At 61.4% G+C, this 24,495-nt stretch carries 19 protein-coding genes; 10 read left to right on the forward strand and 9 right to left on the reverse strand.

The window, feature by feature from the left end; translation table 11 throughout:
* Window positions 1–54: 54 nt before the first annotated feature.
* Both ACP15S_RS13645 and ACP15S_RS13650 read left to right on the forward strand, forming a co-directional pair.
* A complete protein-coding gene (locus ACP15S_RS13645; protein ID WP_425040187.1) occupies window positions 55–624 on the forward strand; it encodes a nitroreductase family protein in 570 nt (189 codons plus the stop codon).
* Entirely contained in the window at window positions 621–1,307 is a 687-nt protein-coding gene (locus tag ACP15S_RS13650) for an EI24 domain-containing protein (RefSeq protein WP_425040188.1), read from the forward strand. Before ACP15S_RS13645 ends, ACP15S_RS13650 begins: the two co-directional genes overlap by 4 nt.
* 11 nt (window positions 1,308–1,318) lie before the next feature.
* Here the strand turns inward: ACP15S_RS13650 and ACP15S_RS13655 are convergent, their stop codons facing one another.
* Window positions 1,319–1,591 (reverse strand): DUF1467 family protein, encoded by a 273-nt coding sequence (locus tag ACP15S_RS13655; RefSeq protein WP_425040189.1) that lies wholly within the window; start codon window positions 1,589–1,591, stop codon window positions 1,319–1,321.
* Between the two features lie 37 nt (window positions 1,592–1,628).
* Window positions 1,629–2,033 carry a methylmalonyl-CoA epimerase gene (mce, locus tag ACP15S_RS13660; protein WP_425040190.1) on the reverse strand — a complete coding sequence of 135 codons (405 nt, stop codon included), beginning with the start codon at window positions 2,031–2,033 and terminating at the stop codon, window positions 1,629–1,631.
* 123 nt (window positions 2,034–2,156) lie between these two features.
* Between mce and ACP15S_RS13665 the strand changes: the two genes are divergently transcribed.
* Window positions 2,157–2,873: a response regulator gene (locus ACP15S_RS13665; RefSeq protein ID WP_425040191.1), complete on the forward strand. Its 717-nt coding sequence runs from the start codon at window positions 2,157–2,159 to the stop codon at window positions 2,871–2,873.
* 3 nt (window positions 2,874–2,876) lie between these two features.
* On the opposite strand, the gene ACP15S_RS13670 is transcribed toward ACP15S_RS13665, so the two are convergent.
* The 5 genes from ACP15S_RS13670 to bchE form a co-directional block, all read right to left on the reverse strand.
* A complete protein-coding gene (locus ACP15S_RS13670) occupies window positions 2,877–4,091 on the reverse strand; it encodes a DUF1501 domain-containing protein (protein ID WP_425040192.1) in 1,215 nt (404 codons plus the stop codon).
* 9 nt (window positions 4,092–4,100) lie between these two features.
* Entirely contained in the window at window positions 4,101–5,498 is a 1,398-nt protein-coding gene (locus ACP15S_RS13675) for a DUF1800 domain-containing protein (RefSeq protein WP_425040193.1), read from the reverse strand.
* Window positions 5,499–5,601: 103 nt separating this feature from the next.
* Window positions 5,602–7,386 carry an aspartate--tRNA ligase gene (gene aspS / locus ACP15S_RS13680; RefSeq protein WP_425040194.1) on the reverse strand — a complete coding sequence of 595 codons (1,785 nt, stop codon included), beginning with the start codon at window positions 7,384–7,386 and terminating at the stop codon, window positions 5,602–5,604.
* 85 nt (window positions 7,387–7,471) lie between these two features.
* A complete protein-coding gene (bchJ, locus tag ACP15S_RS13685) occupies window positions 7,472–8,086 on the reverse strand; it encodes a bacteriochlorophyll 4-vinyl reductase (RefSeq protein ID WP_425040195.1) in 615 nt (204 codons plus the stop codon).
* Window positions 8,087–8,090: 4 nt separating this feature from the next.
* Complete coding sequence (gene bchE / locus ACP15S_RS13690) at window positions 8,091–9,785, reverse strand: magnesium-protoporphyrin IX monomethyl ester anaerobic oxidative cyclase (protein WP_425040196.1); 1,695 nt, start codon at window positions 9,783–9,785, stop codon at window positions 8,091–8,093.
* A gap of 164 nt (window positions 9,786–9,949) precedes the next feature.
* On the opposite strand from bchE, the gene carB reads away from it, so the two are divergent.
* On the forward strand, window positions 9,950–13,267 hold the full coding sequence (carB, locus tag ACP15S_RS13695; protein ID WP_425040197.1) for a carbamoyl-phosphate synthase large subunit: 3,318 nt from the start codon (window positions 9,950–9,952) through the stop codon (window positions 13,265–13,267).
* On the opposite strand, the gene ACP15S_RS13700 is transcribed toward carB, so the two are convergent.
* The gene (locus tag ACP15S_RS13700) at window positions 13,264–14,070 is read right to left on the reverse strand and encodes an undecaprenyl-diphosphate phosphatase (protein ID WP_425040198.1); all 807 of its coding nucleotides are present in this window, start codon (window positions 14,068–14,070) and stop codon (window positions 13,264–13,266) included. The genes carB and ACP15S_RS13700 overlap by 4 nt on opposite strands.
* 217 nt (window positions 14,071–14,287) lie before the next feature.
* Between ACP15S_RS13700 and ACP15S_RS13705 the strand changes: the two genes are divergently transcribed.
* The 6 genes from ACP15S_RS13705 (at window position 14,288) to ACP15S_RS13730 (ending at window position 22,891) form a co-directional block, all read left to right on the forward strand.
* Window positions 14,288–15,724: an NAD(P)-dependent oxidoreductase gene (locus ACP15S_RS13705; protein WP_425040199.1), complete on the forward strand. Its 1,437-nt coding sequence runs from the start codon at window positions 14,288–14,290 to the stop codon at window positions 15,722–15,724.
* A 207-nt stretch (window positions 15,725–15,931) separates the two neighbouring features.
* Window positions 15,932–16,399, forward strand: a complete 468-nt coding sequence (locus ACP15S_RS13710; RefSeq protein ID WP_425040200.1) for a GFA family protein — start codon at window positions 15,932–15,934, stop codon at window positions 16,397–16,399.
* Window positions 16,396–17,202 (forward strand): hypothetical protein, encoded by an 807-nt coding sequence (locus ACP15S_RS13715; RefSeq protein ID WP_425040201.1) that lies wholly within the window; start codon window positions 16,396–16,398, stop codon window positions 17,200–17,202. Before ACP15S_RS13710 ends, ACP15S_RS13715 begins: the two co-directional genes overlap by 4 nt.
* On the forward strand, window positions 17,199–17,633 hold the full coding sequence (locus tag ACP15S_RS13720; protein ID WP_425040202.1) for a GFA family protein: 435 nt from the start codon (window positions 17,199–17,201) through the stop codon (window positions 17,631–17,633). The genes ACP15S_RS13715 and ACP15S_RS13720 overlap by 4 nt, the downstream gene beginning before the upstream one ends.
* A gap of 11 nt (window positions 17,634–17,644) precedes the next feature.
* On the forward strand, window positions 17,645–22,183 hold the full coding sequence (gltB, locus tag ACP15S_RS13725; RefSeq protein WP_425040203.1) for a glutamate synthase large subunit: 4,539 nt from the start codon (window positions 17,645–17,647) through the stop codon (window positions 22,181–22,183).
* Window positions 22,184–22,306: 123 nt separating this feature from the next.
* Entirely contained in the window at window positions 22,307–22,891 is a 585-nt protein-coding gene (locus ACP15S_RS13730) for a VPLPA-CTERM sorting domain-containing protein (protein WP_425040204.1), read from the forward strand.
* A 137-nt stretch (window positions 22,892–23,028) separates the two neighbouring features.
* Here ACP15S_RS13730 and ACP15S_RS13735 read toward each other — a convergent pair whose 3' ends face one another.
* Window positions 23,029–24,468 (reverse strand): cobyric acid synthase, encoded by a 1,440-nt coding sequence (locus tag ACP15S_RS13735; RefSeq protein WP_425040205.1) that lies wholly within the window; start codon window positions 24,466–24,468, stop codon window positions 23,029–23,031.
* Between the last annotated feature and the right edge of the window lie 27 nt (window positions 24,469–24,495).

The raw sequence follows: 24,495 nt of genomic DNA on the forward strand, positions 1-24,495 counted from the left end.
CTTGAAACCTCGGGTTGTACCGCTGACATAGAGGCAAACGACCCGAGGAAGACCATGCCCGAAAGAAACCAGGCCGCACTCGATTTTCTGCTGACGCGACGGTCCCGCCCCGCCAAGACGCTGCAGGGGCCCGCACCTGATCGCGATGCATTGCGCGAGATCCTGACCGCTGCCGCCCGCACGCCGGATCATGGCAAGCTGGAGCCCTGGCGCTTTGTTGTGCTTGAGGAGCGCGCGCTGCGCAGGATCGGGCAGGACATTCGTACAATTGGGGCAGACCGGGGCGTCGATCCCGAGAAGATCGAGAAGGCTGCGCTGGCGTTTGATCTCTCGCCTCTCGCCGTCGTCGTGATCGAAGCGCCGAAACCCACCGACAAGTTTCCGCTCATCGAACAGACCTATTCGGCCGGTGCGGTTTGCCTGTCCTTGCTAAATGCTGCGCTCGCGGCAGGCTGGGGCGCAAACTGGCTCTCCGGCTGGCCCAGCCACGATGCACCGGAGATGTTTGGCACCAAGCCGGGCGAACGCATTGCTGGTATCATCCACATTGGAACAGAACGGGCCGCCCCCCCAGAGCGCCCGCGCCCTGATCTGGACGCGATCACAGACTGGGTCTCGGAATGATCTGGTCGTCTTTTGTTGCCGCGCTGGCGCAGATCGGTGATCCGCGTTTTCGCAAGGTGCTGTTTCTTGGCATCGGTCTGACATTTGCTCTGCTGGTCGTGTCCTACGCCGGGTTTTTGATGTTTCTCCAGTGGCTTATCCCAGAGAGCAACACCTTGCCTTTGATCGGCGAAGTACAGTGGTTGGATGACCTCGTGAGCTGGTCATCCGTATTGCTGATGTTGATCCTGTCGGTGTTTCTGATGGTGCCTGTGGCGTCAGCCATCACATCGATGTTTCTCGAAGAAGTCGCGCAGGCGGTGGAAGACAGGCATTATCGCCATTTGCCTGCTGCTCAGAGCATCCCGTTTTCCGATGCTTTGCGCGATACGGTTAATTTCCTTGGCGTGCTGATCGGGGCCAACCTGCTCGCGTTGATCCTCTATGTGTTCTTCGCGCCATTTGCGCTGTTTATCTTCTGGGGGCTGAACGGGTTCTTGCTTGGGCGAGAGTATTACACGCTGGCGGCGATGCGCCGGGTCGGGCGGGCGCAGGCCAAGGTTTTGCGGCGCCGCCATATCGGGCGTATCTGGCTGGCCGGTATCTTGATGGCCATGCCGCTCTCGGTTCCGCTGTTAAACCTGATCATTCCGATCATCGGCGCGGCCACCTTCACGCATCTTTATCACCGGATGGGATCGTAACCCGTTGCGGCTCAACCCATCCGGTTGAACATCCAGCTGTCAATGTCCCGGACAGTGATGATCTCGAAGATGATGATAAAGGCGAGGATCGCCCAAAGGACGGCGGCGATGCCTGTGGTGATCCAGGCTTTCTTCTTGAGATTGTGAACTTCGGGGCTGCCGGCATGGGTGCCCGGGACAATCTCACCAAGATCGCCCTGGGTCTGGATGCGAATAGGGATGACGATCAAGAAGGTCATGAACCAACACACCGCATAAAGTACGAGTGCAGATGTGATTCCCATGTTCGTGTCCTCCCTGTGGCCTCGTCGTTAGATAGGTCTAGACCTGCTCAAGTTCCACAAGGCAGCCATTGAAATCTTTCGGGTGCAGGAACAACACCGGTTTGCCATGGGCGCCGATCTTGGGCTCTCCTGTGCCCAGCACGCGCGCACCGGTCTCCTTGAGGTGGTCCCGCGCGGCAATAATATCATCCACTTCGTAGCAGACATGATGGATCCCGCCTGACGGGTTCTTTTCGAGAAAGCCATTGATCGGGCTGTCGTCGCCAAACGGATAGAGCAGTTCGATCTTGGTGTTGGGCAATTCGATGAAGATGACGGTCACGCCGTGATCAGGCTCATCTTGAGGCGCGCCAACCTTGGCGCCAAGTGCATTGCGATATTGCGCGGCCGCGGCTTCCAGGTCCGGGACTGCAATGGCGACGTGGTTGAGGCGTCCAATCATTCTGAAATCTCCTTTGTTTCGGTGGTTATGCTCACGCGGCGCACAAAGGGCAAGGCAAACGCATTTGTATTAAAGGCTTGGTAACTATGGCTGTGCCACGTTCGTCAAAACGGAGGACGTGCTATGGACAGCCTTGACGATCTTGACTTGACGCCAACCCCGAGTGCATCGCGCCCCTTGTTGGGTCTGACGGTACTCGTTGTGGAAGACAGCCGCTTCGCATGCGAAGCCATGCGGCTCTTGTGCCTGCGCAGTGGCGCGCGGATTCGCCGTGCGGATTGCCTGAAGTCGGCCCGGCGACACTTGCAGGTGTATCGGCCCTCGGTTGCAATCATTGATCTGGGTTTGCCGGATGGGTCGGGCGCCGATCTAATTGCCGAAATGGCCGAAGCGTCGCCGCGCATCAGCGTGATCCTTGGGATCAGCGGCGATGATGCGGGTGAGGCAGCTGCCATGGACGCCGGTGCCGATGGTTTCTTGCCGAAACCAGTGTCTTCAGTGTCGCTTTTCCAGAAGACGATCATGTCGCTTCTGCCACAGGAGCGCCAACTTGCGGGGCCGCGACCGGCTGATCTTGATCGCATCGATCCCGATCCCATGGCTTACCAGGATGATATGGCTTTGGCGGCTGATATGCTGGGCGGTGACACGGACGAGCGTACACTGGACTATCTTGCGCAATTTCTTGCCGGGGTGGCGCGCAGCGCGGATGATACGGCGCTCTACGATGCCGCGCGTACGCTGTCGGGCCTGCGTGAGAACGGAAAACCCGCCTATTCCCAAGCCGCCCATATCGCCGGTCTCGTGCAAGCGCGACTGTCCCGGCCGATTGCCATCTGATTTCTACGCAAACAGCCCCAGATCGTGCGAGAGATCGAGATTGGGAAAAACAGTTTGCTCAAGAAGGTCGCGGTCCAGACCGAAGGAATGGCGGATGGCCCAGGCAGCGTGGGCCCGGACATCGCTGGTGGGCAACAGATCGCGCCGTTGATAAAGGTCCGCCTCGGAGAGACCCGGCCAACGCCCCAGAACTTGTGATTTGGCAAGTGTCCCGCCCGCCAAAAGCATAAGCCCGCCGGTCCCATGGTCTGTTCCACGAGACCCGTTCAGCCGGACGGTGCGACCGAATTCTGTTAGAGCCAGAACCGTGGTCTTGGCCCAGACCGGACCGAGATCCGCGCGGAGCACATTCAAAACATCCGCCAGACGCGCCAGCGACCGGGACAGGAGAGCCTCCTGGCCGCGATGCGAATCCCATCCGTTCATGGAAAATGAAGCGATACGCGTATCAGCGGTCAGACGCTGGGCCACGAATTGCGCCTTGGCCTTGTCGGCGCTGGTGCCTTTGGGCGCAGGGTTCATCATTTCCATGTCCGTCACGTCCGCAGCACCAGCCATGCCATGCATTACCGCATCGCCATCGGAACCCGCGATCTGAACGGCTTCCTCGAATGTTGCTTGGAACAATGGATCGTTCTGCATGATGCGTTCCGCGAGCAGGAGTGTTGGCCCGCTCATCATCAGATCAACCTCTGGCGTCCAATTCGAGACAGGCGCTGCACCGCGCAGCAAGAGCGTTTCTCCATGGCCCACAGAAAAGGCAACATCGCCGCGCAATCCCGTTTGCGTCTGAAGCAACCGGTTCAACCATCCATCGCGCACCTGACCAAGCTCCGGCGTCGCAAATCCGGCTTCAAGATGATCCTGACCGTCGAAGTGGCTGCGGTGATCGCGGTAAGGCGTGGAGGTTGCATGCACGAAGGCCAGCTCACCAGCTTCCCAAAGCGGCAGGACAGGCGCGAGCGCCGGGTGCAGCTCGAAATAGCCATCAAGCGGTAGACCATCGCGTGCATCGGGGCGCAAGGCCGCAAAAGAGGGATCTCCCACCGGACGCACCACATCCAACCCATCCATGCCGCCGCGCAGGACGATAACAACAAGCCTGTTATCCCAAGGTGCATCGGCAAAGCTGATCGGCGTCACAAGGGGGCTGGCCGCGATCGAGCAGCCCAACGCACTGGCGCGCAACATAAGATCACGACGAGAGAGTTGCGCCATGGAAGCCTCCTAAACCCTTTGGAACGCAGGCGACATCAGTATCAGACCAATGGCATCCGGCACACTTTCTGACGCCCGTGCAGCAAAGCGGACCGCTTCTGGCGCGCGCGCGCCGAGCGCGGTCTCCACAAACTGACGAGGGTCCGGCAGGTCGGTCAGTTGCTGTGGAACCTGTAGCGCCCATTGTACGCGCATGGCCAAGGCCTGCGGTGTGATCCAGTCCGTATCTGCCTCATAAAGCCCGTCGGGGCCGGCCGGTTTTTCCCAAAGATGTCCCATGGCGTGCAAGGGGTCCAGGAATATGCGCCGGGAGTGTTTTTCCTTGAGCTTTGCCAATGGCTCAGGTGGCACACTCAAAGCGCGCAAGGCCGAGGACATGAAGTCAAAAGGCGGTTTCACGTTCCGGGGCGTGGGTGCCCAAGCGGCCGGATGGCTGAGCATCGTGCGGTAGACTTCCAACAGATGCCCGTTCGTCGCGACATAGGTCTGCGCCATGCTGTCCGTGAGCGCGGTATCGGGCGTATCGCCCACAAAATGCACCGCCAGCTTCCGACACAGATGCCGCGCGGTCGATGGATGGCGGGCCAGATCGCGCAGCACGTCATGGATATGGCCAAGCTCCGCCGGATCGCCGCCATAGGATTTCCCCAAGACCGTCTCGGGGCCCGGCTCGGCATAGTTGCGGATAAAAACCTGCCCCTTTTCGACGCGCATCGTCAGGCCTGTCATGAGTTCTGCCAATTCGCGCACATCGCGCTGCGTGAATGGCCCTGTGACGCCCAGCGTATGCAACTCCAACACTTCACGGGCGAGGTTTTCGTTGATGCCGGAGCGCTTGCGTATCCCTTTTTCTTTTGCGCGGATCGCGGCCTTGCTGTTTTCCCCAATGGAGCGCGTTTGATCGAGGTAGTCGACCATCATCGGATGCGTCACCGCTGCAATCAGCAAATCCTCGAACAGGCCGGTCATGCGCGGGCGGATCGCCGTTTCCACGTAGGGCGATGCGCCGCGTTTGATGATCCCTGCGCGGCCGCGGGTCGTGAAATGATCCGCCCAGAAGCCCGCAAGGCGCTCGCGAAAGCCATCATCGGTCCAGGTGCGGCGCATGAGGTGCATATGAAACCAGCCCACGGAGGCGCGCCGCGCCAGACCCTTGTTGCGCCGCGTCTGCTTGATGATCTTCTGGCCTTCCGGCGTATTGCGGATGCCGCGCGCGCTTTTGCGCAGCTCCTGATTGACGATCATGCGTTTGCGGAATTCGGGGAAACTGTCGATCGGAAAGCGCGTCGCAATGAAGTCCGGCCCTTGCAAGCGCAGCAACATCGCGTTCACGGAGGTGGGCGGCGCGAGGCTGGGCGAGAGGCCGCAGCCAAAGCGGCAGGCGGCGATATGCGGATCGAATGTCACGTCAGGGGGCTCGTTGCAAAACCATAGCCCTTATATAGCATCGCCCCGCCACTCTGCCGAGCGCGGGGCGATGCAAAATTCCGTCAATTGCGCGGAGTGCGGCTCAGCTGTCCTGCGGAATGACGCGCAGGGACAGCTCCATGAGCTGTTCCGGGAGCGGCTCTGAGGGCGCGTTCATCATCAGATCCTCGGCGCGTTGGTTCATCGGGAACATGATGACCTCGCGGATGTTTTGCTGATCGGCGAGCAGCATGACGATCCGGTCGATCCCCGCCGCACAGCCGCCGTGGGGGGGCGCGCCGTATTGGAACGCATTGACCATACCGCCGAAACGCTTGCGCACTTCATCGGGGCCATAGCCCGCGATCTCAAACGCCTTGAACATGATCTCGGGGCGGTGGTTCCGGATCGCGCCGGAGACAAGCTCGTAGCCGTTGCAGGCGAGGTCATATTGATAGCCCAGCACCTTGAGCGGATCGCCCTCAAGCGCCTCCATCCCGCCTTGCGGCATGGAGAAGGGGTTGTGCTCGAAGTCGATCTTGCCGCTTTCCTCATCGGCCTCGTAGATCGGGAAATCGACGATCCAGGCGAAGGCGAAGCGGTCTTTGTCGGTCAGGCCAAGCTCATCGCCAATGACGCTGCGCGCCTTGCCCGCCACGCTCTCAAACGTCTTGGGCTTGCCGCCGAGGAAGAAGGCGGCGTCGCCCACCTCAAGGCCCAGCTGTTGGCGGATGGCCTCCGTGCGCTCCGGGCCGATGTTCTTGGCCAGCGGCCCTGCGGCTTCCATGCCGTTGCCCTGATCGCGCCAGAAGATATAGCCCATACCGGGCAGACCCTCTTTCTGGGCAAAAGCATTCATCCGGTCGCAGAATTTGCGGCTGCCGCCCCCCGGTGCGGGGATGGCGCGGATCTCGGTGCCTTCGTTCTCCAGCAGCTTGGCGAAGATCGCGAAGCCGGAGCCGCGGAAATGCTCGGAGACGACCTGCATCTTGATCGGGTTGCGCAGGTCGGGCTTGTCGGTGCCATACCAAAGGGCCGCGTCGCGGTAGGAGATCTGTTCCCAGCTCTCGGGCGCATCGACCTTGCGGCCACCGCCGAACTCCTCGAACACGCCCGCGATCACCGGCGAGATCGTGTCGAACACGTCTTGCTGGGTGACGAAACTCATTTCCATGTCGAGCTGGTAGAAATCCGTGGGCGAGCGGTCGGCGCGGGGGTCCTCGTCGCGGAAGCACGGCGCGATCTGGAAATACTTGTCGAAGCCCGAGACCATAATGAGCTGTTTGAATTGCTGCGGCGCCTGCGGCAGGGCGTAGAACTTGCCGGGGTGCAGGCGGGACGGCACGAGGAAGTCCCGCGCGCCCTCGGGGCTCGAGGCCGTGATGATCGGCGTTTGGTATTCGCGGAAGTTCTGGTCCCACATACGCTTGCGGATCGAGGCGACCACGTCGGAGCGCAGGGTCATGTTCTGTTGCATCACCTCGCGGCGCAGGTCGAGGTAGCGATAGCGCAGGCGGGTTTCTTCGGGGTATTCCTGATCGCCGAAGACCATCAGCGGCAGCTCATCGGCGGCGCCCAACACTTCCATGTCGCGGATAAAGACCTCGATCTCACCGGTGGGCAGCTTGGGGTTGATCAGGCTCTCGTCGCGGGCCTTCACCTCGCCATCGATGCGAATGCACCATTCCGAACGCACCTTCTCAACCTCAGCAAAGACCGGGCTATCGGGGTCACACAGGACCTGAGTCATCCCGTAGTGATCGCGCAGATCGATGAAGAGCACGCCGCCGTGATCGCGCACGCGATGCACCCAGCCGGACAGGCGGACGGTTTGGCCCACATGGGCTTTGTTCAACTCGGCGCAGGTTTGGCTGCGATAGGCGTGCATGGCGCGGCTCCACGGATGGCGTTTGATCGCCCTCTAACACCTCAGAGCCGGGTGGGTGTCAAGCCGCTTGAGACCTGCCGTGGCCTCAAGCCTGCAATTCGAAGCGGCACGCAGGGCTTCCCATCGCACAACAGGTCGTCTCGCGACAGACCACATTGGGGTCGACCAAGCGCTGATAGAGCCGCGCAAAGACTGCCGCATGCCAGTGACACAGGGGCGCATCGGAACGCTCGCCGGCAACAATTGGATTATGCGCAAGCGAGAAATGCCAACGGTCGCGCACGCGAAAAGCGCCGGAGCCTGCAAAGGTCCAGGCATGTTTGCCGATAGCCCGGGCAAGGGCATGTGCGGCGAGCGGGCGGGGCATCATCCTGAGAAGGGACTGGGCTGTTGGCGGGATCCGATGCGCGAGGATGTAATCGGCCGTGCGCGATCCCGCCTCGGTGGCAAGATCAGCGGCGCGTGGGCCCAATTCCTCGCGCAGGGCTTGATGCAGCCGTGCGGCCGGTTCTTGCGGGATCATGCCTTCGCCCGTCGGCAATGTTGCAATGCCAGCCTGTTTCAACAGCCGGTCGCGCAGCGCCGCGCCGCCTGTTTCTTCAAGCACGGGCACAAGTTGCAAGATTGCATTGGGGCCGATGCGCGCAGGATGTATTTCCCGCGCGGGCAGGCGCAGACCCGCGCTGGCTGTGGCGACCATGCGCTCAGACGTCCTCCATTTGCTGGGTGCCGCCGCCGCAGGCTTTGACCTGCATGTCGTCTGGCATCCGGAAGGTTTTGGCGCGCTCAGCCGCGTCCTGCTTGGCCTGATTGCGGTCCTGTGCGCGGTCCTTCATCTGGGCTTTGACGGCCTCGCGGCGTTCCTTGGCTTTGGCGGCGCGGTCAGCGCTGGCTTCCCAATCGGCCATCTGCGCATCGGCGATCTCGCGGGTCTCGTCGAAGTGGAAATCCACCTTGCCTTTGGACTGCGGCCCCCAATACCCGGCCTTGCCGAGGTCATAGAAGGTCCGGCCCACGCCCGCCTTGAGGAAGGCCTTGAGGCAGCCCAGCAGGTAGCGCCTGCGATATCCCGTGCCCCGCCATGGGTAATGGAAGAGCGCCTTCTTCATGTAGAAGCGCCGGTAATTGTTCATCACCCCATCGAGCAGCTCACCGCGTTCCATCGCGGCCGGCTTCATGATCGGCGTCACGAAATTGTATTTCGAGAAGTCATAGATCTCGACCTTATCGCGCATTTCCTGGAAGAGCGGCGTGAAGGGCCAGGGCGTATACATCGACCAATTGGCCAGATCCGGCTGCCAATCCCAGGCCATCTTGTAGGTTTCTTCCAGCGTCTCGGGCGTCTCATTGTCGAGACCAACGATGAACTGCGCCTCCGTCAGGATATCGGCCTCGCGCAGCAGGCGGATGGCTTCCTTGTTCTCCTCGACCTTGGTTTCCTTGTTGAAGATGTCGAGCTTGAGCTGGGCGGCGGCTTCTGTGCCGAGCGAGACGTGTACAAGACCTGCCTTGCGATAGAAGCTCAATAGCTCCTTGTCGCGGTAGATATCCGTGACGCGGGTATTGATGCCCCATTGCACGCGGCGAGGCAGGTCGCGTTTGATGAGCTCTTCGCAGAACGCAATGAACTTCTTGCGGTTGATCGTGGGTTCCTCGTCCGCGAGGATGAAGAAGCCGACATCGTGATCATTCACCAGCGTTTCGATCTCATCGACGACCTTGATGGGGTCCCGCACGCGGTAATCGCGCCAGAACTTCCACTGCGAACAGAACGAACAGGTAAAGGGACAGCCCCGCGCCATGTTGGGGATCGCGACGCGCTTGTTGAGCGGGATGTAGATGTATTTGGACCATTCGAGCACGGACCAATCGGGATTGATCGCATCGAGGTCCTTCACTGTACTGGCGGCTTGGGTCGCCACGATCTGATCCCCATCGCGGAAGGCGAGGCCCTTGATCTTGCGCCGATCCGCAGGCCAGCGGCCGTCTTCAATGGCGAGCATCAGCTCGGTGCAAATCTCTTCGCCCTCACCGCGCACAATGACGTCGATCCAGGGGGCCTCGGAGAGGACTTGTTTATACATGAAGGTTGCGTGCACGCCGCCCATGATCCGCACGGCTTTGGGGCAAACCTCCTTGGCAATCTCCAGAACGCGCTCGGCCATATAGATGGATGGGGTGATCGCTGTTACGCCGATGGCATCAGGCTGATGCTCGGCAATGCGTGCCTTGAGCGTGTCTTCGTCGAGATTGTCCGTCATGGCGTCGATGAACTCGACATCATCAAATCCAGCGCTGCGCAGATGGCCCGTGAGGTAGGCGACCCAAGCGGGCGGCCATGTCCCGGCGATCTCGGCGCCGCCAGAGCGGTAATTTGGATGAACAAATAGTATGCGCATGACGCGACTCCCTGCTGTTGCGTCAAGTTTACACATTAGTATGTCATCTTTAATTGACATACATCAAATGACACTTCGCGCGCGGTGCACCTTGCGCGCGGCGGGGGGATGCGTATAACGCCGACAATTTGCGCGACGCTGCCCATCTGACGCGAGGACCCCTCATGCCCAAACGCACCGATATCCAGTCCATCATGATCATCGGCGCGGGGCCCATTGTCATTGGGCAGGCCTGCGAGTTCGATTATTCCGGCGCTCAGGCCTGCAAGGCGCTGCGCGAGGAGGGTTATCGGGTCATCCTTGTGAACTCAAACCCGGCGACGATCATGACCGATCCGGGTCTGGCGGATGCCACTTACATTGAGCCGATCACACCCGAGGTTGTCGCCAAGATCATCGAGAAGGAGCGCCCCGACGCGCTTTTGCCCACCATGGGCGGGCAAACCGGGCTCAACACCTCGCTCGCGCTGGAAGAGATGGGTGTCTTGGAGACATTCGGCGTCGAGATGATCGGGGCCAAGCGCGACGCGATTGAAATGGCCGAGGATCGCAAGCTCTTTCGCGAGGCCATGGACCGGATCGGGCTTGAAAATCCAAAAGCGACAATCATCACGGCCCCGAAAAAGGCCGATGGTGCCGCCGATCTTGAAGCTGGCGTGCACATGGCGCTTGAAGAACTCGAAGAGATCGGCTTGCCCGCGATTATCCGCCCGGCCTTCACCCTCGGCGGGACAGGCGGCGGCGTGGCCTATAATCGCGAGGATTACATCCATTTCTGCCGCTCGGGCATGGATGCCAGCCCCGTGAACCAGATCCTTGTCGATGAATCGCTCCTGGGCTGGAAAGAATTCGAGATGGAGGTTGTGCGCGACAAGGCGGACAATGCGATCATCGTCTGTGCGATTGAAAACGTCGACCCGATGGGGGTGCACACAGGCGATTCGATCACTGTCGCGCCCGCGCTGACGCTGACCGACAAGGAATACCAGATCATGCGCAACGGCTCGATTGCCGTTCTGCGCGAGATTGGCGTCGAGACGGGCGGCTCAAACGTGCAATGGGCGGTCAATCCCGCCGACGGGCGCATGGTCGTGATCGAGATGAACCCGCGCGTGTCGCGCTCCTCGGCGCTGGCGTCCAAGGCGACCGGTTTCCCGATTGCCAAGATCGCAGCCAAGCTGGCGATCGGCTACACGCTTGATGAACTGGACAATGACATCACGAAGGTCACACCGGCCTCCTTCGAGCCGACCATTGATTATGTCGTCACAAAGATCCCGAAATTCGCCTTCGAGAAATTCCCAGGCTCCGAGCCGCACCTCACGACTGCGATGAAATCCGTGGGCGAGGCCATGGCCATTGGCCGGACGATCCACGAAAGCCTTCAAAAAGCGCTCGCCTCCATGGAATCCGGGCTCACCGGGTTTGACGAGGTGGAGATCGAAGGCGCGCCGGAGAAATCCGCCGTGATCAAGGCCATCTCCAAACAGACGCCCGACCGGATGCGCACCATCGCGCAGGCCATGCGCGAAGGGCTGAGTGATGACGAAATCCACGGCGTCACGATGTTTGACCCCTGGTTCCTCTCCCGCATCCGCGAAATCGTCGATGCCGAGGCCGAGGTCCGCGCAAATGGCCTGCCCAGCGATGAGACAGGCATGCGCCATCTCAAGATGATGGGTTTCACCGATGCGCGTCTCGCTGCGCTCACGGGCTTTTCCGAGCGCGACGTGCGCAAGCGCCGGGCGACTCTCAACGTGACCGCCAGCTTCAAGCGCATCGATACCTGCGCCGCCGAGTTCGAAGCGCAAACGCCGTATATGTATTCCACCTACGAGCATCCCATGATGGGTGAGGCGGAATGCGAGGCGCGGCCCAGCGACAAGAAAAAGGTCGTCATCCTTGGCGGCGGCCCCAACCGGATCGGGCAGGGGATCGAGTTTGACTATTGCTGTTGCCACGCCTGTTTCGCCCTGACGGACGCGGGCTATGAGACGATCATGGTCAACTGTAACCCCGAGACCGTCTCGACCGATTACGACACCTCCGACCGCCTCTATTTCGAGCCGCTGACCTTCGAACACGTCATGGAAATCCTGCGTGTGGAGCAGGAAAACGGGACGCTGCACGGTGTGATCGTCCAGTTCGGCGGCCAGACGCCGCTCAAGCTCGCCAATGCGCTGGAAGCCGAGGGCATCCCGATCCTCGGCACCACGCCTGACGCCATCGATCTCGCCGAGGACCGCGAGCGCTTTCAGGCGCTGGTCAATCAGCTGGGCCTCAAGCAACCCAAGAACGGCATTGCGAGCACCGATGCCGAGGCGCTCAAGATCGCCGAGGAGATCGGCTTCCCGCTGGTGATCCGCCCGTCTTACGTGCTGGGCGGCCGCGCGATGGAGATCGTCCGCGATATGGCGCAGCTGGAGCGCTACATTTCCGAGGCCGTCGTGGTCTCCGGCGACAGCCCCGTGCTGCTGGACAGCTACCTTGCCGGTGCGGTGGAGCTGGACGTTGATGCGCTCTGCGACGGGACGGACGTGCATGTTTCGGGCATCATGCAGCATATCGAGGAGGCCGGCGTGCATTCGGGCGACAGCGCCTGCTCGCTGCCGCCCTATTCACTCTCGGACGAGATGCTGGCGCGTATCGAAGACCAGGCCGTCGCGCTGGCGCGTGCGCTGCATGTGGTTGGTCTGATGAATGTCCAGTTCGCGATCAAGGATGATGAGATCTACCTGATCGAGGTGAACCCCCGCGCCTCGCGCACCGTGCCTTTCGTGGCCAAGGCGACCGACTCCGCGATTGCGAGCATCGCGGCGCGCGTCATGGCAGGCGAAAAGCTCAGCGATTTCCCCAAGCGCCCGCGTCAGACGGAACAACAGGCGGCCAGCTCGGATCCGATGACGCTCGCCGATCCCAACATGCCCTGGTTCTCCGTCAAGGAGGCCGTCCTGCCCTTCGCCCGCTTCCCAGGTGTTGATACGATCCTCGGCCCGGAGATGCGCTCCACCGGTGAGGTCATGGGCTGGGACAGCAACTTTGCCCGCGCCTTCCTCAAGGCGCAAATGGGCGCTGGCATGGTTCTGCCCGATGGCGGTAAGGCCTTCCTGTCGATCAAGGAAGACGACAAGACCGAGCAACTCATCGACACGGCCCGCATTCTGAGTGATCTCGGTTTCGGCATTGTCGCGACCCGGGGGACGGCTGCGTTCCTGGCCGACCATGGCATTGCGTCAGACGTGGTCAAAAAGGTCTATGAGGGCCGTCCCAACGTGGTTGATATGCTGAAAAACGGTGAGATTTCGGTCGTCATGAATACGACCGAAGGCGCAGCCGCCGTTGCCGACAGCCGCGAAATCCGCTCCGTCGCTCTCTACGACAAAATCCCCTACTTCACGACGCTGGCCGCCAGCCATGCTGCTGCGTTGGCCATGCAGGCGCGGGCAGAGGGGGAGATTGGGGTGCGGTCTTTGCAGGGTTAGGCGGAATATCCCCACCAGATCAAAACTACCCCCAACACCACTCGATACACCACATATGGCGTGAAGCTCACGGACTTGAGCAGGCGCATCATGAGGGTCAGGGCCAGCAGGGCTGCCAAAAAGGCGAACGCGGCGCCTATGGCGGCGTCTCGCAGTAGGGCCCAGTCTGCATCACCCACCACTTCCGCGCCGAGCAGGACGCCGGAGGCGATGATCGTGGGGATGGACATCAGCATGGCGATGCGGGCGGCGTCTTCGCGTTTGTAGCCTGCTTTGCGCGCGCCGGTGATCACGATGCCTGAGCGGGACGTTCCCGGAATAAGTGCAACAGCCTGCCAGAGGCCCAGCACCAAAGCGTCTTTCATGGACCATTGCGCCGTGACTTTGTCCTCGTCGCCGGTCTGGTCCGCCCAGTAGAGCACGATCCCGAAAATGAGCATCGTCCAGCCGATCACCGTCACCGAGCGCATGGCGTCATCCAGCCCGGTCAGCTTGAGGATAAGGCCTGCAATGATCACTGGTACGGTCGCAATGGCGAGACACAGCGCGAGGAATGCGCCTTGCGTGTCAATCTTGCCTTTCAGTAGCCGGATCGTGCCGCCTGCCGCGATCTTCACATCCGACCAGAAATAGAGGATCACAGCGCCCAAAGTGCCGACGTGCACGGCGACATCTATCGCCTGCCCCTGATCCGCTTGCCCTGTGAGATTCGGGAGCAAAATGAGGTGCCCTGAGGAGCTCACAGGAAGAAATTCGGTGATCCCTTGCACAACTGCAACGAGGATGAGGGCGAAGAGCGGCATGGCGATAAAACCTTCGTAAAAAGCGCCCTTTGTATAAACCGAATAAAATCAAAGGGAAGCGAATATTAATATCCGGATCGGACCTAAAAATGCGGCAGTGCGGCGTAGAGTCATGACTTCTCACGAGGGTTTGTGTTTTTTAGGTCAGCACAATTTACTTTTCATGCTCAACAGCTTGTTCTAAAAGCGCCGAACACGATGTGCGATGGAGGATCTCATGGCCAAGCAGCCGATGCTCAAATTTGTGAAAGTTGACCGGGACATGCCCGAGAAGCGCGCGGCTGACATGCGGCGGGAGGACTTTCAGGAGATCTATGCGGAATATGCGGAGGCGAAGGCGGCGGAGCAGGCGTCGCGATGTTCGCAATGCGGGGTGCCGTATTGCCAGTCGCATTGTCCGCTGCACAACAACATTCCCGATTGGCTCAAGCTGACGGCGGAAGGGCGGTTGCGCGAGGCCTATGAGGTCTCTCAGGCGACCAATACTTTTCCCGAAATCTGTGGCCGCATTTGCCCGCAAGACCGGCTCTGTGAGGGCAATTGCGTCATCGAGCAATCGGGCCACGGGACCGTCACGATCGGCTCCGTCGAGAAATACATTACCGACACAGCTTGGGAGGAAGGCTGGGTCCAGCCCATCGTTCCGGCAAGCGAACGTACTGAATCTGTTGGTATAATCGGCGCGGGCCCGGGTGGACTTGCTGCGGCGGATGTGCTGCGCCGCGCCGGTGTGCAGGTCACGGTCTATGACCGCTACGACCGTGCGGGCGGCTTGATGATGTACGGCATTCCGGGCTTCAAACTGGAAAAACCAGTGGTGCAGCGGCGCAACGAGCAGTTGGAACAGGCGGGTGTCGCGTTCGTGCTCAATTGCAACGTGGGTGAGGACATCTCCTTTGCCGAAATCCGCGAAAAGCATGATGCCGTGATCATCGCCACGGGCGTCTACAAGTCCCGTGATCTGGGCGGGCCGGGCGCGGGCGCAGATGGGATCGTCAAGGCGATAGACTACCTAACTGCTTCAAATCGCAAATCTTTTGGCGATACGGTGCCGGAATTCGAGAGCGGCGAATTGAGTGCCGAGGGCAAGCGCGTCGTCGTGATCGGCGGCGGAGATACGGCGATGGATTGTGTGCGCACTGCGGTGCGTCAGGGGGCCACATCGGTCAAATGCCTCTACCGCAGAGACCGCGCGAACATGCCGGGATCGCAGCGCGAAACACAAAATGCTGAGGAAGAAGGCGTTATTTTTGAATGGCTTAGCGCGCCAAAAGGGTTCACGGGAGATCCCGTGGACGGTGTGATGGTCCAGAAAATGCGCCTCGGCCTGCCTGACGCGACGGGCCGCCAAGCGCCTGAAATCATTGAAGGCGCGGATTACGTCGAGCCCGCCGATCTTGTGATCAAGGCGCTGGGCTTTGAGCCGGAAGACCTTCCAACCCTTTGGGATCAAAAGGAATTGCAGGTCACGCGCTGGGGTACGGTCAAGGCCGAATACACCACAGGCGCCACGGACCTCGACGGGGTCTACGCAGTGGGTGATATCGTGCGCGGCGCGAGCCTCGTCGTTTGGGCAATCCGCGACGGGCGGGATTGCGCCGAAGCGATCCTCGCCAAGCTCGACGCCAAAGGAGGCGCAATCGCCGCGGAGTGAGGGGGTATTTGTGCGAAAGACCCGTCAAATCGCACAAAAGCCCTCACGGATCCGCGCAGGAGCGTACGCACGCTCCGCAACACCCCGATAAAGGTCAGATTGCCTGACGCATTAACCCGAAAGTCCTAAGAGAACCTGAATGCCCCTCCAGCTCTCCACCCCCCAGTGCCTCGCCTGCTGCGCCCCGCGCGGCCCGGAGGGCGTGTGATGTCGGCGGTCGAGAGCCGGCATGGGGGGTGTCTGTGTGGTGCGGTGCGCTTCATTGCGGAGGATGTGCCGCTGCGCATCGGCGTGTGTCATTGCCCGATGTGTCAGAAGTGGACCGGCACTGGCCTCGCCGAAGTCTCGATCCCCGAGGACAAGGTGCATTGGCGCGGCCTCAGCCAGATCAAGATTTACCAAAGCTCCGAATGGGGAGAGCGCGCCTTTTGCGGCAAATGCGGCTCTGGTCTTTGGTTCCGCGTGACGGAAGAGGGCGAGTTTTACGGCAATTACGATCTGCCGCTGGGCCTCTTTGACGACACAAGCGGATTTGAGATCGCTTATGAGATCTACGTGGACAAACGCCCCGAGGCGCTGCGCTATCAAGGTCAGGGGCAGGTCCTGCTGACGCGGGCGGAATGCGTGGCGAAATTTCCGCGCCTCGCCGAGGATGATCCGGAGGAGGCGCAATGACCATGCGCTCCGACATCACGATCCGCCAGCTGCGCAACACGTATCGCTTCCGCGCCTGGATCTGCGAAGGCCGCAACGAGGAAGACCCCGGCATTGCGGACACGCTTGTCGTGGTGTTTTCCGGGATCGGGGCCAAGGAGAGCGATTGCCCGGGCTACGAATTTCCGCGCCTTGCGACACAGGATGGCCAGCGCCACGTGCTTTTCATCGCGGATCCGCTGCGCACCTGGCTCAATGAGCCGGGTCTGATCGAGGACATCGTCGCGCTCATCGAAGAAACCAAGGCCCGTCTCGGGCTGACGCGTGTTGTGATGATGGGCCATTCCATGGGCGGTTTCATGGCGAGCGTGCTGCCGTCATTCACGCCGGTTGAGGCGTGTTTGTGTTTCTCGCCGCAGGGCACGGTGCATCCTGATCTGATCCCCGGCGATATGCGCTGGTGGGAGCATCGGGAGAAGATCACGGAGTATCGCATCCGCGATGCGACCGACTATCTCTCGCCCGCGACCCATTACTACGTGATCTTCGGGCGCGCCCAGAAAGAGGCCAATCAGATCGAACGGTTTGTTCCGGCGGAGAACCTGCATCTGTTCCTGTTGCCCGATACAAGCCATGACAGCGCCGCCAAGATCAAGGCCAGCGGGCAATTGGCGCGGCTGATCCGTTTCGCGATCCAGCACCGCCCGCGTATGGTGCGCGAGCTGATGCAGCAGCGCCTGGGGGCCTTGCATCTGACAAGCGCCGAGGAACGCGATGCGGCGCTGATGGACGAGGCCGATCAGGCCTCGCAGGTGGCGTCATGAGCGCGCAAGACAGCCTGCAGGGCCGCTGCATGTGTGGCGCGGTCACGGCGGTGGCGCGTCCGACGAAAGACTTCATCACGGCGTGCAATTGCGAGAATTGCCGACGTTGGGGCGGCGGGACGTATTTTGCCTTTCACGTCGATGCCGCCAGCGCGGAGATCACCGGGCCGGTCAAGACCGTCTCTGTTGCGCCTTGGGCGGAGCGGGGCTTTTGCAGCGCCTGCGGGTCCAATGTGTCGTACCGGATCGTGGCCGAGGGGCCGCATCACGGGGTGTTGAAATTATCTGCCGGTTTGTTCCCCGAGGGGACGGGCCTGCCTTTGGGTGTGGAGTATTTCACCGATGAGCGGCCCACCGCCTTCGATCTCTCCCGCCCTCATGAAGAAATGACAGCGGAGGCAGTGCGCGCGCTGTTGTCCGGTGAGCCGTAAGGAGATCTACCATGACCAAGTTTGATGCAGATTGGGTTCGGAACGAGGAAGAAAAACGCCGCTGGATGGCCGAGAATGGGCTGTTCCGCGAAGAGCATGAGCATAGCTCTTGCGGTGTGGGTCTTGTTGTCTCGCTCGATGGCAGCCCCTCGCGGCAGGTGGTTGAGGCGGGCATCACCGCGCTCAAGGCGATCTGGCACCGCGGCGCTGTGGATGCCGATGGCAAGACGGGCGATGGCGCGGGCATTCATGTGCAGATCCCGGTCAATTTCTTCTACGATCAGGTGGAGCGGACAGGCCACAAGCCCCGCAAGGACGAGCTTTTGGCCGTGGGTCAGGTGTTCCTGCCGCGCACGGATTTTGGGGCTGCCGAGACCTGTCGGACCATTGTGGAATCTGAAGTTCTGCGCATGGGTTACTACATTTACGGTTGGCGCCATGTGCCCGTCGAGATTGGCTGTCTGGGCGAGAAGGCCAATGCGACGCGGCCCGAGATCGAGCAGATCCTGATCTCCAATTCCAAGGGCGTGGATGAGGAGACGTTTGAGCGCGAGCTTTATGTCATCCGGCGCCGGATCGAGAAGGCGGCGGCGGCCGCGCAGGTGGGTGAGCTGTATATCGCGTCGCTCTCCTGCCGCTCGATCATTTACAAGGGGATGATGCTGGCGGAGCAGGTTGCGGAGTTTTATCCCGATCTGCAGGATGAGCGGTTCGAGAGCGCCTTTGCGATCTATCACCAGCGCTATTCGACCAACACTTTCCCGCAATGGTGGCTGGCGCAGCCCTTCCGCATGCTCGCCCACAACGGCGAGATCAATACGCTCAAGGGCAATGTGAACTGGATGAAGAGCCATGAGATCCGCATGGCGTCGAGTTTCTTTGGCGAGATGGCCGAGGATATCAAGCCGATCGTGCCGCAGGGCTCGTCGGATTCGGCGGCTTTGGATGCGGTCTTTGAGGTGATGGTGCGGGCGGGACGCTCGGCGCCGATGGCCAAGACCATGTTGATCCCCGAGAGCTGGTCGCAATCGGCGGTGGAGCTGCCGCAGGCGTGGCGGGATATGTATTCCTATTGCAACTCGGTCATGGAGCCATGGGACGGCCCGGCCGCTCTGGCGATGACCGATGGGCGCTGGGTCTGTGGCGGGCTGGATCGCAATGGTCTGCGCCCGATGCGCTATGTCGTGACGGGCGATGGTCTGCTGATTGCGGGCTCCGAGGTGGGCATGGTGCCCACCGATGAGGCCGGCATTGTCGAGAAGGGCGCGCTTGGGCCCGGGCAAATGATTGCCGTTGATATGGCGGAGGGCAAGCTCTTCCATGACACCGAGATCAAGGACAGCCTGGCGGCGGCGCGCCCCTTCGGCGATTGGGTTGGCAAGATCAATGAGCTGGACGACGTGCTCTCCGGGGTGACGGAAGCGCCGATGTTCACCGGATCTGATCTGCGCAAGCGCCAGATTGCGGCGGGCTATACAGTTGAAGAGCTTGAGCAAATCCTGGCACCCATGGCGGAGGACGGCAAGGAGACGCTGGCCTCGATGGGCGATGACACGCCCTCTGCCGTGCTTTCCAAGAAGTATCGCCCACTCAGCCATTTCTTCCGGCAGAACTTCTCACAGGTCACGAACCCGCCGATCGACTCCTTGCGCGAATACCGTGTGATGAGCCTCAAGACGCGGTTCGGCAATCTCAAGAACGTGCTGGACGAGAGCTCGGCCCAGACGGAGATTTTCGTGCTCGACAGCCCGTTTGTCGGCAATGCGCAGTTTGGCAAGCTGATGGAGCAGTTCAACGCAGGGCTGGTCGAGATCGATTGTACCTTCCCCGCCGATGCCGGCCCCGGCGCGCTGCGCGAAGGGTTGGAGCGGATCCGGGCGGAAGCCGAGGATGCCGTGCGCTCCGGCGCGGGCCATATCGTTCTGACCGATGAGCATATCTCCGAGGACAAGGTTGCCATGCCGATGATCCTCGCGACCAGTGCGGTGCACAGCCACCTGACGCGCAAGGGCCTGCGAACCTTCTGCTCGCTCAATGTGCGCTCTGCCGAATGTGTGGACCCGCATTACTTCGCTGTGCTCATTGGCGCGGGCGCCACGGTCGTGAATGCCTATCTCGCCGAAGACAGCCTTGCGGATCGGATCGAGCGCGGCCTGCTCGATGGCCCGCTGACCGAGGTTGTCGCGCGCTATCGCAATGCGATTGATCAGGGTCTGCTCAAGATCATGTCCAAAATGGGCATCTCGGTCCTGTCGTCCTATCGCGGCGGGCTGAACTTCGAGGCGGTGGGGCTGTCGCGCGCCATGTGTGCCGAGTATTTCCCCGGCATGCTGAGCCGCATCTCCGGCATCGGCGTGGGCGGTCTTCAGGGCAAGGTGGAAGAGATCCACGCGCTGGCCTTCAACCGCGGTCAGGATGTCCTGCCCATCGGCGGCTTCTACAAATCCCGCAAATCCGGCGAGACCCACGCCTGGGAAGCGCAGACCATGCACATGATGCAAATGGCCTGCAACAAGGCCTCCTATGCGCTCTGGCAGCAATATTCCAAGCGGATGCAGGCCAACCCGCCGATCCATCTGCGCGACCTCTTGGCCATCAAGCCCATGGGTCAGGCGATCAATATCGACGAGGTCGAAAGCGTGACCGCGATCCGCAAGCGCTTCGTGACGCCGGGCATGTCCCTTGGCGCGCTGAGCCCGGAGGCGCACAAGACGCTCAACGTCGCGATGAACCGCATCGGCGCCCGCTCCGACAGCGGTGAGGGCGGCGAAGATCCGGCGCATTTCGTGCCTGAGCCCAATGGCGACAATCCGTCGGCCAAGATCAAACAGGTGGCCTCGGGCCGCTTCGGCGTCACGGCCGAATACCTCAACCAATGTGAGGAGCTGGAGATCAAGGTGGCCCAGGGCGCCAAGCCCGGCGAGGGCGGCCAGCTGCCCGGCATGAAGGTCACTGACCTCATCGCCCGGTTGCGCCACTCCACCAAGGGCGTGACGCTGATCTCGCCGCCGCCGCACCACGATATCTACTCCATCGAAGACCTCGCCCAGCTGATCTACGATCTCAAACAGATCAATCCGCGCTGCAAGGTCTGCGTGAAGCTGGTCTCGTCCTCCGGCGTCGGCACCATTGCCGCCGGTGTGGCCAAGGCGGAAGCGGATGTGATCCTGATCTCGGGCCATAATGGCGGCACGGGCGCCAGCCCTGCGACCTCGATCAAACACGCGGGCCTCCCGTGGGAAATGGGCCTCACCGAGGCGCATCAGGTGCTCGCGATGAACAACCTGCGCGAGCGGGTCACGCTGCGCACAGACGGCGGGCTGCGCACGGGCCGTGACATCGTCATGGCGGCGATGATGGGGGCCGAGGAATATGGCATCGGCACCGCCGCGCTCATCGCCATGGGCTGCATCATGGTGCGCCAGTGCCAGTCCAACACCTGCCCCGTGGGTGTCTGCACGCAGGACGAAGACCTGCGCGCGAAGTTCACCGGCAATGCCGACAAGGTCGTGAACCTCATCACCTTCTATGCGCAGGAAGTCCGCGAAGTGCTGGCCTCCATCGGCGCGCGTAGCCTCGATGAGGTCATCGGACGGGCCGACCTGCTCACACAGGTCTCGCGCGGCTCCGATCACCTTGATGATCTCGATCTCAACCCGCTGCTGATCACGGTCGATGGCGCGAAAGATATCGTCTACAACCGCGACAAGGATCGCAATCCTGTGCGCGATACGCTGGATGCGGAGATCGTGCGCGATGCGCAGCGGTTCCTCGAGGATGGCGAGAAGATGCAGCTGCATTACGCGGTGCAGAACACGCATCGGACCGTGGGCACGCGCACGTCGAGCCATATCGTCAAGAACTTCGGCATGCGCAATGCGCTCCAGAGCGATCACCTGACAGTCAAGCTCAAGGGCTCCGCCGGGCAATCGCTGGGGGCCTTTGCAGCGCCGGGGCTCAAGATCGAAGTGGCCGGGGATGCCAATGACTACGTGGGCAAGGGGCTCTCGGGCGGTGTCATCGTCGTGCGTCCGCCCATGGCCAGCCCGCTCAAGGCCGATGAGAATACGATCATCGGCAACACCGTGCTTTATGGCGCGACGGATGGCTATCTCTTTGCCGCCGGACGCGCAGGCGAGCGCTTTGCGGTGCGCAACTCGGGCGCGAAGGTCGTGGTTGAAGGCTGCGGCTCCAACGGGTGTGAATACATGACCGGCGGCGTGGCTGTGATCCTGGGCGAGATCGGCGCGAACTTCGGCGCGGGCATGACCGGGGGGATGGCCTATCTCTACGACCCGGACGGCGCGGCGCCTCGTTTGCTCAACATGGAAAGCCTCGTGACCTGCCCTGTGACGGTTGCTCATTGGGAAGCCCAGCTGCGCGGCTTGATCGAGCGGCATCACAAGGAGACCGGATCGCTCAAGGCGGCGGACATCATCCAGCATTGGGACATCGAGAAAGGCAACTTTCTTCAGATTTGCCCCATTGAGATGTTGGACAAACTGGCGCATCCTATCGGCGTGGAGGAGACGGCGGTTCCGGCGGAGTAATCTGCCCGAACAGACCCGGATCTGGAAAAGGCCAGTGGGACCCCCGCTGGCCTTTTTGCTTGTTTGCTGCGGAAATTAAGGGTCTGATGCGTAGACCAGTGTTTTTTGCTCGGGAGTTTTTGCATGACCAATATTCGATCTGCGGCATTGGCTGCGCTTGTCTCTGCCTTTGCCCTTCCCGCCTCTGCCAGTCTGATCGACTTTGAAGATCTGTCCGATGGCGACGTGGTGACTAACCAGTTTGCCGGTGTGACGTTTTCCTCGATTGGGAGCGGCGTCAACAAAGTGACCACCCAGCCGGGCATTGGGTTTGGCAACAACTTCATTTGTACGGCTGCCTCTGCGCAGGCAACCATTGATTGCGCCGGTGAAACCATCCTGACCTTTGATACCGGCGTGTCTGGTCTCTCGTTCTTTCAGGTGGGTGACAATAACACTGGCATTGGAGCTCAGGTTGATGTCTTTACCGGCGGAGTGTTTGCCTCAACGGTTGATATCCAGGTGTTCGACACGTTCAACACGCCTGATCTCGTTGATTTGACGGCGTTTTCGAATGTGACGTCCATTCGGATCTACAATGTGACGGATCCTGGCGGTCTTGGCTGGGACAATTTTAGCTTTGATACAGCCGTGGTGCCATTGCCTGCGACGGCGCTCTTGATGCTGGCGGGACTGGGCGGTTTGGCGGCTGTGCGCCGCAAGCGCTGAGGTTGTGGTCTTTCAATGAAAAAGGGTCGGTGCGATGCACCGGCCCTTTTGCTTTACGTGATGGTTTGGGGGCGCTGCCCCCGCCGCGCTGGCGCGCGCCTCCCCCGAGGTATTTGGAGACAAAAGAAGGGGCGGGGTCAGCGAGCGGTGTTCAGCAGGTCTGTCACATCGAGGCAGTTTTCGAGGTGCGTGGCGAGGGCGTCCAGTGTGGTTTGCACGTCTGCGTCGTAGGTGGTGGTGCTTTGGGTGTTGTGCTGGGCCAGCCAAGCGGCGCGGAAGGCATCGTCGCGAAAGAGGCCGTGCAGGTAGCTGCCTGTGACGCGGCCATCGGGGGAGCGGGCGCCTTCGGGCTGGTCTGCGATATGGGCGAAGGGGCGCGCGCGGTCCGGGCCGTCGGTCTGGCCGATGTGGATCTCGTAGCCGCGGATCTGGTGGTTGCCGTAGGTGGCGGTCACGTTGGTCAGCGCCTTGTCGGGGGTCATGGTCGTGGTGACGTCGAGCAGGCCCAGTCCGGCGTCTGTTCCGGGGGGGCCTTCGATGCCTTCGGGGTCGGCGACGGTCTGGCCCAGCATCTGGTAGCCGCCGCAGATGCCCAGCACCTGGCCGCCGCGCCGCAGGTGGGCTTGCAGATCGACGTCCCAGCCCTGGGCGCGCAGGAAGCTGAGATCACCGCGGGTGGATTTGGAGCCGGGAATGATCACGACGTCTGCATCGCCGGGGATCGCCTCACCGGCGGGTAGCATTGTCAGGCGGACGCCCGGTTCCTGGGCGAGCGGGTCCAGATCGTCGAAATTGGCGATACGGGAGAGGCGCAGGCAGACCACATGCAGGCCGGTGGCGCGCTTGGGCGTGGCGATGTCGAGCGCATCTTCTGCGGGCAGTTTCCAGGCCTCGGCAAACCACGGGGCTGTGCCGAAGCCGCGCCAGCCGGTCAGCTGTTCGATCATCTTGTAGCCGTCGTCAAAGAGCGTGGGGTCGCCGCGAAACTTGTTGATGATAAAGCCTGCGATCAGCGCGGCGTCTTCCGGGTCGATCACGGCTTGGGTGCCCTTGATCTGGGCGATGACGCCGCCGCGATCGATGTCGCCGCACAGGATCACAGGCACATCGGCGGCGCGCGCGAAGCCCATGTTGGCGATGTCGCCGGGGCGCAGGTTGATCTCTGCGGGGCTGCCTGCGCCTTCGACGATCACGAGGTCATGGGCGGCTTTCAGGCGGTGAAAGCTCTCCAGCACGGCGCCCATGAGCTGCGGTTTGAGTGCGTAATACTCGCGCGCCCGCGCGGTCGTCAGGCGTTTGCCCTGCACGATGACCTGACTGCCCACATCGCTTTCGGGTTTGAGCAGCACTGGGTTCATATCCGTGTGCGGCTCCAGACCGGCGGCCAGCGCTTGCAGGGCCTGCGCGCGGCCAATCTCGCCGCCGTCCACCGTGACGGCAGCATTGTTTGACATGTTTTGCGGCTTGAAGGGCGCAACAGAGAGCCCGCGCTCGCGCGCCGCGCGGCACAGGCCTGCCACCAGCATCGACTTGCCGACGTTGGAGCCTGTGCCCTGTATCATGATGGCGCGCGACATGGGTCTAGCGCCTCGCCGGGCGTATTC

Origin of the sequence: Primorskyibacter sp. S187A (assembly GCF_049800955.1) — a bacterium.
Lineage (GTDB): Bacteria > Pseudomonadota > Alphaproteobacteria > Rhodobacterales > Rhodobacteraceae > JAKVBH01.